This window comes from Sphingomonas sp. (assembly GCF_019746665.1).
Classification (GTDB): domain Bacteria; phylum Pseudomonadota; class Alphaproteobacteria; order Sphingomonadales; family Sphingomonadaceae; genus Sphingomonas.
The window spans coordinates 1-14,673 of record NZ_JAIERS010000004.1 but is presented as its reverse complement, the minus strand read 5'-3'; the positions used below and the strand labels follow the sequence as shown (position 1 = coordinate 14,673).

Here is a 14,673-nt window from a genome sequence, read left to right as displayed (position 1 = left end):
CCACCCAGCAACAGTGCGAGAAGGGGCAGGGCTATAATCGCACGCACCGTTCGCTCTCCCCGAGAGCCGGGAGCCCTCTAGCAAGCGGCAGCCTCACCAAGCATTAAGGCGAAAGCGGGGCGCCTTGGCGTCGTTGCTCTACCCGGCCTTTTTCCTGCCATCTCGGCACGCGATAGAAGAGCTATGCGGCTTTTATGTCACTCTTGGCTACCGGCTGCAGCTTGACTGTTGTATTGGTGCCACGATGGACGCGCCCGCGACTCTGACTGCTAGCCCGTTGGGAGCGCCCGCGCGTCAAGCGTTCGTCCGCTGGGTAGAGATGGCCGTGCTAGCGCTCGGCCTGGCGGTGCCGCTTGCCAGCTGGTGGATCATTTCGCGCGGCGCGAATTCGGTGGTTCTGCTCACGCCGCCGCTCGTCGCGCTGATGCTCGTCGCCAACCTGCTGCCGGGCATGGCATTGCTGGTGCTGCTCGGACGCCGGATCGCGATGCGGCGCGCGGCCGCCTCGCCAATCGGGGGCGAGGGGCGGCTACATGTGCGCCTCGTCGCGCTGTTCTCGGCGGTGGCGGCGGTGCCGACCTTGCTGGTCGTGATCTTCGCCTCGCTGCTGTTCCAATATGGCGTCGAATTTTGGTTCTCGGACCGGGCACGTGGCGTGCTCGAGAACAGCTATGCGATCGCGCGCTACGTCTATCAGACCGAAGTAGATCATTACACCCGCGAGACGCTAACGATGCGCGATGATTTGCGCGGCTATTTGCGCCTCGTTCCAATGGAAAGCCGTGAATTCCAAGAGGGTTATGCTGTGCAGGTGCTGCGCCGCGAGCTTTCCGAAAGCATGATTGTGCAGGTAGCACCTGGTCAGCCTGCGCGTCGGCTGATCATGGTCAATCCCTATGAGCGCAACGATATCGAGCGTTTGATCACCCCAGCGCTAGTCGCCAAACTCCGCGCCGGAGCGCCCGCTGTGCTGATCCCCGAGCGCGACCGAATCGGCCTGCTGACCGTGTTCGATGCGCGCGCGGGCAGTTATCTTTATGCCGCGCGCGTGTTCGATCCGCAGATCAACGCGCAGTTGCGGCGCAGTGAGCGTGTCGTGTCTGACTATCGCACGCTGATCGGCCGGTCGCGCTCGCTGCAGCTGCAGTTCAACGCGGCGCTGCTGCTGATTTCGCTTCTGATCGTGGGTATCGCGGTTTGGGTGGCGCTCGCTGTCGCGGATCGACTGGTGCGGCCCGTGGGCGAGCTTGTCGCGGCCGCGCGGGCGGTTGCCGAGGGCGATTTGTCGGCGCGGGTGCGCCAGCCGCGCCGCCGCGACGAGATCGGCACGCTCGCGCGGGCGTTCAATGCGATGACCGGCCAGCTGGAGACGCAGACCGGGGCGCTGGTTGCAGCCAATGATCAGCTCGAAAGCCGCCGCGCGCTGATCGAGGCGGTGATGTCCGGCGTGTCCGCCGGGGTGATATCGATCGATCGCGCTCGCCAGGTGCGGTTGATCAACGATTCGGCCGAAGCATTGCTCGCGGTGCAGGGCGGCGCGGTGGGACGGCCGCTGGCGGCGTTATCGCCCGAGCTCGACGCGCTGCTTGATGGGGACGCGCGTGAGGCGGTGGTGCAGATCGTCGTCCGTGGCGAGGCGCGTACGCTGGCGGTAAAGGTCGCAAGCGCCAATGCCGGACCGATCCTGACATTCGACGACATCACCCAGCAATTGCTCGACCAGCGCCGCGCCGCCTGGGCCGATGTGGCGCGGCGGATCGCGCATGAGATCAAGAATCCGCTCACCCCGATCCAGCTCGCGGCCGAACGGCTGCAGCGGCGCTATGGCAAGAGCGTGCCGGCGGACGACGGCACCTTTGCCCGGCTGACCGAGACGATTGTCCGCCAGGTCGGCGATTTGCGGCGGATGGTCGATGAATTCTCGTCCTTTGCTCGGATGCCCAAGCCGGTGTTCCGTGACGAGTCGTTGCTGGACATCGCGCGTCAGGTGATGTTCCTCCATGAAGTCGCGCATGGCGCCATCGCTTTCCGACTGCAGTACGACGAGCCGCCGCCGGTAATGCGCTGCGACCGTCGCCAACTGGGTCAAGCGCTGACAAACCTGGTCAAGAACGCTGTGGAAGCCATTGAAGCTAAAAATGATAATGGCGAGAAGCTGGTCGAGATGCGGCTCGACGAAACTCCCGGTGCGATTACAATTACGATCGCGGACAGCGGCGTTGGGTTGCCGATCGAACGCGATCGCATCGTTGAACCCTATATGACGACGCGGGCGCGCGGCACGGGGCTTGGCCTCGCTATCGTGAAGAAGATTGTCGAGGAGCATGGCGGCGCGATGACGTTCGCCGATCGGTCGGAGGGGGGCACGATCGTAACGCTCGCTTTCGATACCGTCGCGCTCGCCGCCCTCGCCTGCGGCACGCCTGAACAACCCTGTGTCGCGGAGGAGGCAACCCCGCCACAGCTCACCCGCCTTCGAAAGTAGCTATGACTCTCGATATCCTGGTCGTCGACGACGAACGCGACATTCGCGAATTGGTGGCCGGCGTGCTGGAGGATGAAGGCTATGAGGCCCGCCTCGCCGCCGACAGCGACGCCGCGCTCGAAGCCTTCACCGCGCGGCGCCCATCGCTCGTCCTGCTCGATGTGTGGCTGCAGGGTTCGCGGCTCGACGGGCTCGATCTGCTCGATGAGCTCAAGCGTCGCGATCCCAGTCTACCTGTCATCGTGATCTCAGGGCACGGCAACCTTGATACCGCGGTCGCGGCGATCCGGCGGGGCGCGGCCGATTTCATCGAGAAGCCGTTCGAGGCCGAGCGTTTGCTGCTGCTTGTCGAGCGTGCGACCGAGACCGAGCGGCTGAAGCGCGAGATCGCCTCGCTCCGTGCCGCCGCCGGGCGCGAGGATGAACTGACGGGCAACTCCGCGCCGATCAACGGCGTGCGCGCCACCCTGAAACGGGTAGCGGCGACCGGCAGCCGGGTGATGATCATGGGCGGCGCCGGTACCGGCAAGGAGGTGGCCGCCCGGCTGCTCCACGGCTGGAGCACGCGCGCCGGCGCGCCGTTCGTCGTGGTGAGCGCCGCGCGGATGACGCCCGAGCGCGTCGAGGAAGAATTGTTCGGCGTGGAGGAGGGCGGGCAGGTCGCGCGGCCTGGGCTGCTTGAACAGGCGCATGGCGGCACGCTGTTCCTTGACGAAATCGCCGACATGCCGGTGGCGACCCAGGCGCGCATTCTTCGAGTGCTGACCGACCAGAGCTTCGTGCGGGTCGGCGGCCAGCGCCAGGTACGCGTCGATGTCCGAGTCGTCTCGGCGACGGCGCGGGACCTGACCGCCGAGATCGCCGAGGGTCGGTTCCGCGAAGACCTCTACTATCGGCTGAACGTGGTGCCAGTAACGATGCCAGCGTTGACCGAACGCCGGGAGGATATTCCGCCGCTGGTCGAGCAGTTCGTCGCGCATTATGCCGCGCAGCGCCGCGTGCCCACGCCGGAAATCGCGCCAGAGGCGATGGTTGCGCTGCAAAGCTATGACTGGCCGGGAAATGTGCGCGAACTGCGCAACGTGGTCGAACGGACGGTGATCCTCGCACCGGGTGACCGGATCGGTCGGATCGATCTCGATCTGCTGCCCGCCGAAGTTCTTGGTGATCCGCGGGACGCGGGGCTGGGGGCGGCGACACAGGCGATCATGGGGGCGCCGCTTCGCGAGGCGCGCGAATCGTTCGAACGCGAATATCTGCGGGTGCAGATCCGGCGCTTCTCGGGCAATATCTCGCGAACCGCGAGCTTCATCGGGATGGAGCGTTCGGCGCTGCACCGCAAGCTGAAGCTGCTCGGCATCACCGACACCCGAAGCGAGGAGTAGACGCTTGGCCTATCGGTTCCTACATTGGAGACGAGCCACTTCAATTCGACGCTGAAACAATACGGCGCATCGCGGGCAAACCCCGCCAAGAACAAGGATACCGATCATGGCCGACAAACAGCCCTCGCTTCAGGATCTGTTTCTCAATTCGCTCCGCCGCTCGAAAACCCCGGTCACCATGTTCCTGGTTAAGGGCGTGAAGCTGCAGGGCATCGTCACCTGGTTCGATAACTTTTCGGTGCTGCTGCGTCGCGACGGTCAGTCGCAGCTGATCTACAAGCACGCCATCTCCACGATCATGCCCGCCCAGCCGATCGACCTCGACTCGATCCTGGAGACGATCGGTGAGGCGCAGAAGAAAGCGCCGCTGCTCCAGGAGATTTTTTTGAACGCGGTGCGCAAGTCCGAGGAACCCGTGACGATGTTCCTCGTCAATGGCGTCATGCTTCAGGGCTATATCTCGGCGTTCGATCTGTTCTGCATGTTGCTGCAACGCGATGGGCTGGCGCAGCTTGTCTATAAGCACGCCGTTTCCACCGTGCAGCCGGCGCACCCGCTCAACTTGGCGGATGAGGCGGAAGCCGATTGAGTAGCGGGTTCGAGCGCGATCGCGGCGAGTTCGCTCGCGGCGGCAAGGCGGTGGTGGTGCTGCCCGATCAGGGCGGCGCCGCGCGGGACAGCGAGGCGCGCTTGGCGGAGACGGCGGGCCTTGCCGAGGCTATCGGTCTGGTCGTCACCGATAAGGTCGCGCTGCGGCTGCGGACGCCCCGCCCGGCAACCTTGATCGGCCAAGGGCAGATCGAGCAGATTGCCGCCACGGCGCGGATGGAAGACGCCCAGCTGGTGATCTTCGACGCCAGCCTCACCCCGGTCCAGCAGCGCAATCTGGAGACCGCGCTAGAAGCCAAGGTAATCGATCGCACCGGGCTGATCCTGGAGATTTTCGGTGAGCGCGCGGCGACAGCCGAAGGGCGGTTGCAGGTGGAGCTCGCCCATCTCGACTATCAGGCCGGGCGGCTGGTGCGCAGCTGGACCCACCTTGAGCGCCAGCGCGGCGGCTACGGCTTTCTGGGCGGCCCGGGCGAAACCCAGATCGAGGCCGATCGGCGCTTGATCCGCGACCGCATGGCGAAGCTGCGCCGCGAGCTCGATCAGGTGCGCCGCACCCGCACGCTTCATCGGGACCGCCGACAGCGCGCGCCCTGGCCGGTGATCGCGTTGGTTGGCTATACCAACGCCGGCAAGTCGACGCTGTTCAACCGTTTGACCGGCGCGCAGGTTATGGCGGAGAACATGCTGTTCGCCACGCTCGACCCGACGTTGCGCCAGATCGCGCTGCCGGGGATCGACAAGGCGATCCTGTCCGACACGGTGGGCTTCGTGTCGGACCTGCCGACGCAGCTGGTCGCTGCCTTCCGCGCGACTTTGGAGGAGGTCGTCTCGGCCGACATCCTGATCCATGTCCGTGACATCGCTCACCCCGATAGCGAGGCGCAGCGCGCCGATGTCGAGGCAGTGCTGCTCGAGCTTGGCGTCGCCGAGGCGACTCCGCGCTTCGAGGCGTGGAACAAGCTGGATTTGCTCGACACGGATGCGCGCGAGGCCTTGCTTGCCGATGCGGCCAAGCGCGAAGATGTGATGCCGCTGTCGGCGCTTACGGGGGAGGGGGCGGACGCGTTACTCCGCTCGGTCGCGGAAAAGCTTACCGCTGGCCATCGCCGCTACACAATTGCGCTTGATTTGGCGGATGGCGCGGGGGCGGCGTGGCTTCATCAGCACGGTGAGGTGCTCGATCATTGGTTGGAGGAGGCGCGCGCTCTGTACGAGGTACGCCTGTCGCCTGCCGATCACGAGCGGTTTGAACAGCTGATGGAGCGCGGTCCGTCCTCTCCCGTTTGATCGGCGATTTCGCTATTCGCTCTGGTTGATCGGCGGCAGAACCTCAACCAGTACCGGCTTGCTCGCGGCGGTCGCGTCGCGATGCGTCAGCCGACCGTCGACCTGCGCGCCGTTCTCGATCTCGATCGTCTCGTACTCGACATCACCAGTGATCCGGGCGCTGCGCTCGATCGTAATGTTGCGCGCCGAAACGCCGCCCTCGATCGTGCCGGCGATGCGCGCGGTTTCCGCGCGGACATTGCCGATCACCCGACCCTCGGTGCCTTGAACCAGGGTCGCGCAGGCGAGATCACCCTCGATCGTGCCGTCGAGATGAAGGTCGGCGGTGGCGCTCAGGTTCCCGATGATTCGTACATCCGGCCCTAATACCGAGAATTGACGCTTGCCGCCGCCATTGGTGGTCGCCAGGGAACTCGCCTCGCGTTGCCGGTTGTTGCTAAACATCGCCGATCCTTTCGCTCTCGGTCGCCTTCTAGCCCGGAAGGGGGACGGTGGCGCAACCCCGCGTTCGGCGTAGCAGGGCAGTTGACGGGGCACCCGGCGCCCCGTATAGGCGCCCGCTGCTCCGACGGATATCCATCGTCGGGGTGCTTGAACATTGCCAGCGGCAAGCGAACAGGCCCAGGGGATCGCGTGCGATCGCCCGTCGGGCCTATTTTTCGTGGAACCGCGAGCAAAGTAACCGCCGGGTTTGCCGGTAACATAAGGTGAAGGGCTTCATGCCGACAATCAACCAATTGGTCCGCAAGGGCCGCGAGCCGCAGAAGGCCAAGTCGAAGGTCCCTGCGATGGAGCAGAACCCGCAAAAGCGTGGCGTCTGCACCCGCGTCTACACGACGACCCCGAAGAAGCCGAATTCGGCGCTGCGCAAGGTGGCGAAGGTTCGCCTGACCAACAGCCGCGAAGTGATCAGCTACATCCCCGGTGAAGGGCACAACCTGCAGGAGCACTCGGTGGTGCTGATTCGCGGCGGCCGTGTGCGCGACCTTCCCGGCGTGCGCTATCACGTGCTGCGCGGCGTGCTCGACACGCAGGGCGTGAAGGACCGCAAGCAGTCGCGTTCGAAGTACGGCGCCAAGCGTCCGAAGTGATCCACAGTAAGCCCCGGACAGGTTCCGGACCGGCTGAAGCATAAAGGAAACAAGCAATGTCGCGTCGTCGTCGTCCCGAAAAGCGGGAAATTCTGCCCGATCCGAAGTTCGGGGATGTGGTGCTGTCGAAGTTCATGAATTCGGTCATGCTCGATGGCAAGAAATCGGTTGCCGAAGCGATCGTCTATGGTGCGCTCGACACGATCGAGGCGCGCGCGAAGCGCGAGCCGCTCGGCGTGTTCCACGATGCGCTCACCAATGTGAAGCCGGGTATCGAAGTCCGCAGCCGCCGCGTCGGTGGCGCGACTTACCAGGTGCCGGTCGAAGTCCGCCCCGAGCGCGCTCAGGCGCTCGCGATCCGCTGGCTGATCTCGGCCGCGCGCGCGCGCGCCGAAAAGACGATGGCCGCCCGGCTGTCGGGCGAGCTGATGGACGCCGCGAACAACCGCGGCAACGCCGTCAAGAAGCGCGAAGACACGCACCGCATGGCCGAGGCCAACCGCGCCTTCTCGCACTATCGCTGGTAAAGGTCGAAAGGCGACGCGGACCAGCGTCGCCTTTTGGCTTTCGTAACTCGCGCATCGCCTCTATATCGCGCGCGCCCCGGGGGTCGCCCTGGGGTGTCCGCACATCCAAGGAAGACCTGTCATGGCCCGCAGCCATCCGCTCGAACGCTATCGCAACATCGGCATCATGGCGCATATCGACGCCGGCAAGACGACGACGACCGAGCGTATCCTTTATTACACCGGCAAGTCGTACAAGATCGGCGAGGTGCATGAAGGCACCGCGACGATGGACTGGATGGAGCAGGAGCAGGAGCGCGGGATCACGATCACGTCGGCCGCCACCACCTGCTTCTGGCGGGCCGAGGACGGCAAGGGCGAAGAGCACCGCATCAACATCATCGACACCCCTGGCCACGTTGACTTCACCATCGAAGTCGAGCGTTCGCTGCGCGTGCTCGACGGCGCGATCGCGTGCTTCGACGGCGTCGCGGGCGTTGAGCCGCAGTCGGAGACGGTATGGCGCCAGGCGGAAAAGTACCGCGTGCCGCGCATGTGCTTCGTCAACAAGCTCGACCGGACCGGCGCGAGCTTTGACCGCTGCGTGCAGATGATCAAGGACCGGCTCGGCGCGCGGCCGCTGGTGCTGTACCTCCCGATCGGTCTTGAGAGCGATTTCAAGGGCCTTGTCGATCTCGTCGAGAATCGCGCGATCATCTGGCTCGAAGAAAGCCTCGGCGCGAAGTTCGAATATCAGGCGATTCCGGCCGAGCTGGCGGATGCCGCTGCAGCGGCGCGCGCCGAGCTGATCGAAATGGCGGTCGAGCAGGACGACGAAATTATGGAGGCGTATCTGGAGGGCAATGAGCCCGACACCGCCACCCTGAAGCGCTTGATCCGCAAGGGCACGCTCGAATTCGCTTTCGTGCCGGTGCTGTGCGGCTCGGCGTTCAAGAACAAGGGCGTCCAGCCGCTGCTCGACGCGGTAATCGATTATCTGCCGAGCCCGCTGGACATTCCGCCGGTGCAGGGCTTGAAGCTCGATGGCGAAACCCCGGACGAGCGCCCGGCCTCGGACGAAGCGCCCTTCTCGGGTCTCGCGTTCAAGATCATGAACGACCCGTTCGTCGGCACGCTTACCTTCGTGCGCATCTATTCGGGCAAGCTCGAAGGCGCCTCGACCGTGACCAACTCGGTCAAGGACAAGAAGGAAAAGGTCGGCCGCATGCTGCTGATGCATGCGAACAGCCGCGAGGACATCCAGGCGGCCTATGCCGGCGACATCGTTGCGCTCGCGGGGCTGAAGGACACGACCACTGGCGACACGCTCTGTACGCCAGCGGCGCCGATCATCCTGGAGCGGATGGAATTCCCCGAGCCGGTGATCGAGCTCTCGGTCGAGCCCAAGACCAAGGCCGACCAGGAGAAGATGGGCGTCGCGCTCAACCGCCTCGCCCGCGAAGACCCGTCGTTCCGCGTGAGCTCGGACCCGGAAAGCGGCCAGACGATCATCAAGGGGATGGGCGAACTCCACCTCGAAATCATCGTCGATCGCATGAAGCGTGAGTTCAAGGTGGAGGCCAATGTCGGTGCGCCGCAGGTGGCGTATCGCGAGTACCTCGCCAAGCCAGTCGAGCTGACCTACACTCACAAGAAGCAGTCGGGCGGTTCGGGCCAGTTCGGTGAAGTGCGCGTCCAGCTGAAGCCGGGCGAGCGCGGTTCGGGCTATCAGTTCTTCGACGAAGTGAAGGGCGGCAATATTCCCAAGGAATATATCCCCTCGGTCGAGAAGGGGATGCGCGAATCGGCCGAGAGCGGCCATCTGATCGGCTTCCCGATCATCGACTTCGAAGTGCATCTGGTCGACGGCAAGTATCACGACGTCGACTCGTCGGCGCTGGCGTTCGAAATCACCGGTCGCGGCGCGATGCGCGAAGCGGCGGCGAAGGCGGGCATCAAGCTGCTTGAGCCGATTATGCGCGTGGAAGTGGTCACGCCCGAAGATTATCTGGGCGACGTGATCGGCGACCTGAACAGTCGTCGCGGCCAAATCCAGGGCACCGATACGCGCGGCAACGCGCAGGCGGTTGAAGCGATGGTGCCGCTTGCCAACATGTTTGGCTATGTGAACCAGCTGCGCTCGTTCACCCAGGGCCGCGCGCAGTACACGATGCAGTTCTCGCACTATGACGAAGTGCCGCAGAATGTCGCCGACGAGGTGAAGGCGAAGTTCGCCTGATGCGTTGACCCCTTCGGGGCATCGTGAGACGTTGAGGACGGGCGTGGAGCGATCCACGCCCGTTTCTGCGTCTTGGGGAGCGGACGATGCGCAAACTGGTGCTGATTGGCCTAATGGCGCTCGGCGCGTGCGGTGGCGAGGAGCGGCGGCAGACGGTGGTGACGGCCGATGGCGGTCGAGCCGAGGTGACGACGCACGACGATGGCGGCGCGGCGACGCTTAACCTCACCGGCGCCAATGGCGAGCAGGCGAGCTTCACCGCAGGCGACAGCGCTCGCTGGCCGAATGACTGGCCCGATTTCGCGCCGGCTTATCCTGGCGCCAAGGTACAGGCCAGCATGGGCGGGACCAGCAAAGACGGGAAGGGCGGGATGGTGAGCTTCACCACCGGTGATTCGGCGGAAAAGGTGATCGCGTTCTACCGGGCGCGGGCCGAAGCCGCCGGGATCAGGGTCGTCACCACGACCGAGGCGGGCGGCAGCCGTCAGTTCAGCGCGACAGATGACACCAGCAAGCGCTCGCTCAGCGTTTCGGCGACGAGCGAGGACGGTGCGACTCAAGTCGCCGTCGTCGCGGGGATGAAGCAATGAGCTCCTACCCGCCAAGACTGGTGGTCTGCCGCTGGACAAGTGCCGTTCCGCCCTCCATATCGCCGCCTCGCGCGCTGTGGAGTCGAAGGCGAAATTCGCTCTAGCCATCCCGGCGCGCTTGGGCTAAAGGCGCGCCTTCATCGCCGGCCTGGGTTTGGCCGGTGCTTGTCGTTTGGGGCCGCCAAGCCCTGATCCAGAGATGAAGACGGGTTCAAAAGGCCGTTCGCCCGGCGGCGGTTCGGTTTGATAGACAGAGGAAGAAATGGCGAAAGCAAAGTTCGAGCGGACCAAGCCGCACCTGAACATTGGGACGATCGGCCACGTCGACCACGGCAAGACCTCGCTGACGGCGGCGATCACGAAGGTTCTCGCTGAAACCGGCGGCGCGACGTTCGTCGACTATGCGAACATCGACAAGGCCCCGGAAGAGCGCGAGCGCGGCATCACCATCTCGACCGCGCACGTCGAGTACGAGACCTCGGCGCGCCACTATGCGCACGTTGATTGCCCCGGCCACGCCGATTATGTGAAGAACATGATCACCGGCGCCGCGCAGATGGATGGCGCGATCCTGGTCGTGTCGGCGACCGACGGCCCGATGCCGCAGACCCGCGAGCACATCCTGCTCGCCCGCCAGGTCGGCGTGCCGGCGATGGTCGTGTTCATGAACAAGGTTGATCTGGTTGATGACGAGGAAATCCTCGAGCTCGTCGAGCTGGAAATCCGCGAACTGCTGAGCAGCTACGACTTCCCGGGTGACGATATTCCGATCATCAAGGGGTCGGCGGTTAAGGCGCTCGACGGCAGCGACACCAAGCTTGGCCACGACGCCGTGCTCGAGCTGATGCGCGCGGTCGACGATTATATTCCGCAGCCCGAGCGTCCGCTCGACAAGCCGTTCATGATGCCGATCGAAGACGTGTTCTCGATCTCCGGCCGCGGCACCGTGGTGACCGGCCGTGTTGAGACCGGCATCATCAAGGTGGGCGAGGAAGTCGAAATCGTCGGCATCCACGACACGCGCAAGACGACCGTCACCGGCGTCGAAATGTTCCGCAAGCTGCTCGATCAGGGTCAGGCCGGCGACAATATCGGTGCGCTGCTGCGCGGCGTGGCGCGTGACGAAGTCGAGCGCGGCCAGGTGCTCGCGAAGCCCGGCTCCATCACCCCGCACACCGAGTTCTCGTCGGAAGTTTACGTGCTGTCGAAGGACGAAGGTGGCCGTCACACGCCGTTCTTCGCCAACTATCGTCCGCAGTTCTACTTCCGCACGACCGACGTGACCGGCACCGTCGAGCTGCCCGCGGGCACCGAGATGGTCATGCCCGGCGACAACGTTGCACTCGGCGTGAAGCTGATCGCGCCGATCGCGATGGACGTCGGCCAGCGCTTCACCATTCGCGAAGGCGGCCGGACCGTCGGCGCGGGTGTTGTCAGCGGCATCACGAAGTAATATAGCGCATCGCACCGCCCGATTCCCCGGCAGGGGAGTCGGGCGGTTGCTATTTGTGTAAGGCTTATTTTTTTGGAGTGGAGCCCACTCCGTCGCCGGGCCGCATGCCCATGTGACGCTTGTGACGCTTAGCTCCGCTGCTCTTTCGCATCGGTAGGGACAATGGACTCGAATATTCGCATTCGCCTGAAGGCGTTCGATCATCGCGTGCTCGATCAAGCGACCGGCGACATCGCCGACACCGCGCGACGCACCGGCGCGCTCATTCGCGGTCCGATCCCGCTGCCGACGCGCATTGAGAAGTTCACGGTCAACCGTGGCCCGCACATCGACAAGAAGTCGCGCGAGCAGTTTGAGGTGCGCACCTATAAGCGCATGCTCGACATCGTACAGCCGACGCCGCAAACGGTCGACGCTCTGATGAAGCTTGATCTCGCGGCAGGCGTTGACGTGGAGATCAAGCTGGCGTAAGCGCGCCGCTCTCCTACGGGAACAAGGATTCGCGCCATGTATGGCGCGCGTCGCCCCGGCGAAAGCCAGGGCCTCTAGCCTCCGGGTTCGCCCGGCTTCAAGAGACCCCGCCAGCGGGGGGACGAACCAAGGCTTTATTCGGGATACCGCCGGCGCCCCTGGGCACCGGGACAGCGTCCCCCGTCGCGCCCGGGCAACCGGGCACCAGCCCGGGACGGGGCTCGCTTAGAATTTTGGGCTGGTATGCCCGCCGGGAAATGGTTCCGGGCGGGCCTCTGCATTTGGAGGTGAGATCATGCGCACTGGCGTGATCGCGAAGAAAATGGGGATGACCCGTTTGTTTCAGGAGGACGGCCGGCACGTGCCGGTAACCGTTCTCCAGCTTGAGAAGCTTCAGGTGGTCGCGCGCCGCGAGACCGATCGTGACGGTTATGTCGCGGTCCAGCTCGGTGCCGGCACCGCCAAGGCGAAGAATGTCGCCAAGCCGCAGCGTGGCCATTTCGGCAAGGCCGAAGTCGAGCCCAAGGCGATCGTCCGCGAATTCCGCGTGAGCGAGGACGCGCTGCTTGATGTTGGCGCGGAAATCGCTGCCGACCATTTCGTCCCGGGGCAGCTGGTCGACGTGCAGGGCTATACCCAGGGTAAGGGTTTCGCCGGCGCGATGAAGCGCTGGGGCTTCGGTGGTCTGCGCGCGACGCACGGTGTTTCCGTCTCGCACCGCTCGCACGGCTCGACCGGTAACCGTCAGGATCCCGGCAAGGTCTTCAAGAACAAGAAGATGGCCGGCCATATGGGCGACCGTCAGCGCACCCAGCAAAATCTCGAAGTCGTCTCGACCGATGTCGAGCGCGGGCTGATTTTCCTGAAGGGTTCGGTGCCGGGCTCGAAGGGCGGCTGGCTGATCGTGAAGGACGCGGTGAAGGTGAAGGCGCCCGAGGGTGTACCTTATCCGGCCGCGATCAAGGCCGCCAACAGCAACCAGGCAGCCGATACGCCCGCTGAAGCAGCGCCGGCGGCGGACGCCACCGACGGCCAGGAGGGCTGAACATGAAAATCCAGGTCTCCACTTTCGAAGGCGATTGCGCGAACGGCGCCGCCGAGATCGAACTTCGGGATGATGTTTTCGGGCTCGAGCCGCGCGCCGACATTCTGCACCGCGTCATCACCTGGCAGCTCGAGAAGCGCCGAGGTACCGCGCGCGGCACGCGGGAGCGTGCCGATGTCGCGCGCACCGGTAAGAAGTTCGGTCGCCAGAAGGGCGGCGGTACCGCCCGCCACGGCGATCGCCGCGCCCCGGTATTCATCGGTGGCGGTAAGGCGCACGGCGCCCGCGTCCGCGATTTCAACCCGTCGCTCAACAAGAAGATCCGAGCGCTTGGCCTGAAGATGGCACTTTCGGCGAAGGCCAAGGACGGCAAACTGATCGTGATGGACTCGCTCGCGATCGATGGCGGCAAGACCGCTGCGCTCGCCAAGAGCTTTCAGTCGATCGGCGCCAAGCACGCGTTGGTGATCGACGGTGATGTGGTCGAGCCCAGCTTCGCGCTGGCCGCCGGCAATATCCACGCGATCGACGTGCTGCCGGCGATGGGTGCCAATGTGTACGACATTTTGAAGGCCGATACGCTGGTGCTCAGCCGCGCCGCGGTCGAAAAGCTGGAGGCGCGCTTCAATGGCTAAGAAGGGCAAGGCGGTCGACGCGCGTCATTATGACGTGATCGTCGCCCCGCACATCACCGAAAAGGCGACGCTGCTCAGCGAGCATAACGCGGTCGTCTTCAAGGTCGCGCGCGACGCGACCAAGCCCGAGATCAAGGCCGCGGTCGAGGCTCTGTTCGATGTGTCGGTGACGGGGGTGAACACCATCGTCCAGAAGGGCAAGACCAAGAAGTGGAAGGGCGCGCCCTACACGCGGTCTGACGTGAAAAAAGCGATCGTCACCCTGCAAGAGGGCCAGTCGATCGATGTGACGACGGGGATCTGAGGCGATGGCACTCAAGCATTATAACCCGACGAGCCCCGCGCGGCGCGGCCTGATCCTGGTGGATCGCGCCGGGCTGCACAAGGGCGCGCCGGTAAAGGCGCTGACCGAGGGCAAGCGCAAGACCGGTGGCCGCAACAACAAGGGCCATGTCACCTCGCGCGGCATCGGCGGCGGGCACAAGCAGCGCTATCGCCTCATCGATTTCAAGCGCTGTCTGTGGGACGTGGAAGGCACGGTGGAGCGGATCGAATATGATCCCAACCGCACCGCCTTCATCGCGCTGGTGAATTATGGCGCGGACGAAGCCGGCAAGGAGCGTCTGGCCTACATCATCGCGCCGCAGCGTCTTGCCGTCGGCGACAAGGTGATCGCCGGCAAGAAGACCGACGTGAAGCCGGGCAATGCGATGGAACTTGGCCAGATGCCGGTCGGCACCATCTGCCACAATGTGGAGATGAAGCCGGGCAAGGGCGGCCAGCTCGCGCGCTCGGCCGGCACCTATGTGCAGATCGTCGGCCGCGACAAGGGCATGGTGATGATCCGCCTGAACTCGGGCGAGCAGCGCTATAT

The 14,673-nt window shown here is 64.7% G+C and carries 15 protein-coding genes; 14 read left to right on the top strand and 1 reads right to left on the bottom strand.

Features of this window, described 5'->3' with window-relative positions:
- Positions 1-319: 319 nt before the first annotated feature.
- From K2X73_RS02400 to hflX, 4 genes are all read left to right on the top strand, one after another.
- Positions 320-2,485, top strand: a complete 2,166-nt coding sequence (locus tag K2X73_RS02400; protein WP_294108229.1) for an ATP-binding protein — start codon at positions 320-322, stop codon at positions 2,483-2,485.
- A gap of 2 nt (positions 2,486-2,487) precedes the next feature.
- Positions 2,488-3,870 (top strand): sigma-54 dependent transcriptional regulator, encoded by a 1,383-nt coding sequence (locus K2X73_RS02395; protein WP_294108228.1) that lies wholly within the window; start codon positions 2,488-2,490, stop codon positions 3,868-3,870.
- A gap of 97 nt (positions 3,871-3,967) precedes the next feature.
- Entirely contained in the window at positions 3,968-4,459 is a 492-nt protein-coding gene (hfq, locus tag K2X73_RS02390) for an RNA chaperone Hfq (protein WP_294108355.1), read from the top strand.
- On the top strand, positions 4,456-5,769 hold the full coding sequence (hflX, locus tag K2X73_RS02385) for a GTPase HflX (RefSeq protein ID WP_294108227.1): 1,314 nt from the start codon (positions 4,456-4,458) through the stop codon (positions 5,767-5,769). Before hfq ends, hflX begins: the two co-directional genes overlap by 4 nt.
- A gap of 12 nt (positions 5,770-5,781) precedes the next feature.
- Here the strand turns inward: hflX and K2X73_RS02380 are convergent, their stop codons facing one another.
- Positions 5,782-6,213, bottom strand: a complete 432-nt coding sequence (locus tag K2X73_RS02380) for a polymer-forming cytoskeletal protein (protein ID WP_294108226.1) — start codon at positions 6,211-6,213, stop codon at positions 5,782-5,784.
- Positions 6,214-6,488: 275 nt separating this feature from the next.
- On the opposite strand from K2X73_RS02380, the gene rpsL reads away from it, so the two are divergent.
- The 10 genes from rpsL to rplB all read left to right on the top strand — a co-directional run.
- A complete protein-coding gene (rpsL, locus tag K2X73_RS02375; RefSeq protein ID WP_010545715.1) occupies positions 6,489-6,860 on the top strand; it encodes a 30S ribosomal protein S12 in 372 nt (123 codons plus the stop codon).
- 56 nt (positions 6,861-6,916) lie between these two features.
- The gene (gene rpsG / locus K2X73_RS02370) at positions 6,917-7,387 is read left to right on the top strand and encodes a 30S ribosomal protein S7 (protein ID WP_294108225.1); all 471 of its coding nucleotides are present in this window, start codon (positions 6,917-6,919) and stop codon (positions 7,385-7,387) included.
- Between the two features lie 121 nt (positions 7,388-7,508).
- Entirely contained in the window at positions 7,509-9,605 is a 2,097-nt protein-coding gene (fusA, locus tag K2X73_RS02365) for an elongation factor G (protein WP_294108224.1), read from the top strand.
- Positions 9,606-9,691: 86 nt separating this feature from the next.
- Positions 9,692-10,195, top strand: coding sequence for a hypothetical protein (locus K2X73_RS02360; protein ID WP_294108223.1), 504 nt, complete (start codon positions 9,692-9,694; stop codon positions 10,193-10,195).
- 262 nt (positions 10,196-10,457) lie between these two features.
- Positions 10,458-11,648 (top strand): elongation factor Tu, encoded by a 1,191-nt coding sequence (tuf, locus tag K2X73_RS02355; protein ID WP_294108222.1) that lies wholly within the window; start codon positions 10,458-10,460, stop codon positions 11,646-11,648.
- 162 nt (positions 11,649-11,810) lie between these two features.
- The gene (rpsJ, locus tag K2X73_RS02350) at positions 11,811-12,119 is read left to right on the top strand and encodes a 30S ribosomal protein S10 (protein WP_007406109.1); all 309 of its coding nucleotides are present in this window, start codon (positions 11,811-11,813) and stop codon (positions 12,117-12,119) included.
- A gap of 295 nt (positions 12,120-12,414) precedes the next feature.
- On the top strand, positions 12,415-13,164 hold the full coding sequence (rplC, locus tag K2X73_RS02345; RefSeq protein ID WP_294108221.1) for a 50S ribosomal protein L3: 750 nt from the start codon (positions 12,415-12,417) through the stop codon (positions 13,162-13,164).
- Positions 13,165-13,166: 2 nt separating this feature from the next.
- On the top strand, positions 13,167-13,799 hold the full coding sequence (gene rplD / locus K2X73_RS02340) for a 50S ribosomal protein L4 (RefSeq protein WP_294108220.1): 633 nt from the start codon (positions 13,167-13,169) through the stop codon (positions 13,797-13,799).
- Positions 13,792-14,103 (top strand): 50S ribosomal protein L23, encoded by a 312-nt coding sequence (locus K2X73_RS02335; protein WP_294108219.1) that lies wholly within the window; start codon positions 13,792-13,794, stop codon positions 14,101-14,103. The genes rplD and K2X73_RS02335 overlap by 8 nt, the downstream gene beginning before the upstream one ends.
- Positions 14,104-14,107: 4 nt before the next feature.
- Positions 14,108-14,673, top strand: a 566-nt coding sequence (gene rplB / locus K2X73_RS02330; RefSeq protein WP_294108218.1) for a 50S ribosomal protein L2, incomplete at its 3' end; no start/stop codon positions are given.

What these genes read in the sequence shown, in the direction of transcription:
- K2X73_RS02400 (WP_294108229.1), top strand. Translation starts at nt 320, where the DNA reads ATGGCCGTGCTAGCGCTCGGCCTGGCGGTGCCGCTTGCCAGCTGGTGG.
- K2X73_RS02395 (WP_294108228.1), top strand. Translation starts at nt 2,488, where the DNA reads ATGACTCTCGATATCCTGGTCGTCGACGACGAACGCGACATTCGCGAA.
- K2X73_RS02380 (WP_294108226.1), bottom strand. Translation starts at nt 6,213, where the DNA reads ATGTTTAGCAACAACCGGCAACGCGAGGCGAGTTCCCTGGCGACCACC.
- rpsL (WP_010545715.1), top strand. Translation starts at nt 6,489, where the DNA reads ATGCCGACAATCAACCAATTGGTCCGCAAGGGCCGCGAGCCGCAGAAG.
- rpsG (WP_294108225.1), top strand. Translation starts at nt 6,917, where the DNA reads ATGTCGCGTCGTCGTCGTCCCGAAAAGCGGGAAATTCTGCCCGATCCG.
- fusA (WP_294108224.1), top strand. Translation starts at nt 7,509, where the DNA reads ATGGCCCGCAGCCATCCGCTCGAACGCTATCGCAACATCGGCATCATG.
- K2X73_RS02360 (WP_294108223.1), top strand. Translation starts at nt 9,692, where the DNA reads ATGCGCAAACTGGTGCTGATTGGCCTAATGGCGCTCGGCGCGTGCGGT.
- tuf (WP_294108222.1), top strand. Translation starts at nt 10,458, where the DNA reads ATGGCGAAAGCAAAGTTCGAGCGGACCAAGCCGCACCTGAACATTGGG.
- rpsJ (WP_007406109.1), top strand. Translation starts at nt 11,811, where the DNA reads ATGGACTCGAATATTCGCATTCGCCTGAAGGCGTTCGATCATCGCGTG.
- rplC (WP_294108221.1), top strand. Translation starts at nt 12,415, where the DNA reads ATGCGCACTGGCGTGATCGCGAAGAAAATGGGGATGACCCGTTTGTTT.
- rplD (WP_294108220.1), top strand. Translation starts at nt 13,167, where the DNA reads ATGAAAATCCAGGTCTCCACTTTCGAAGGCGATTGCGCGAACGGCGCC.
- K2X73_RS02335 (WP_294108219.1), top strand. Translation starts at nt 13,792, where the DNA reads ATGGCTAAGAAGGGCAAGGCGGTCGACGCGCGTCATTATGACGTGATC.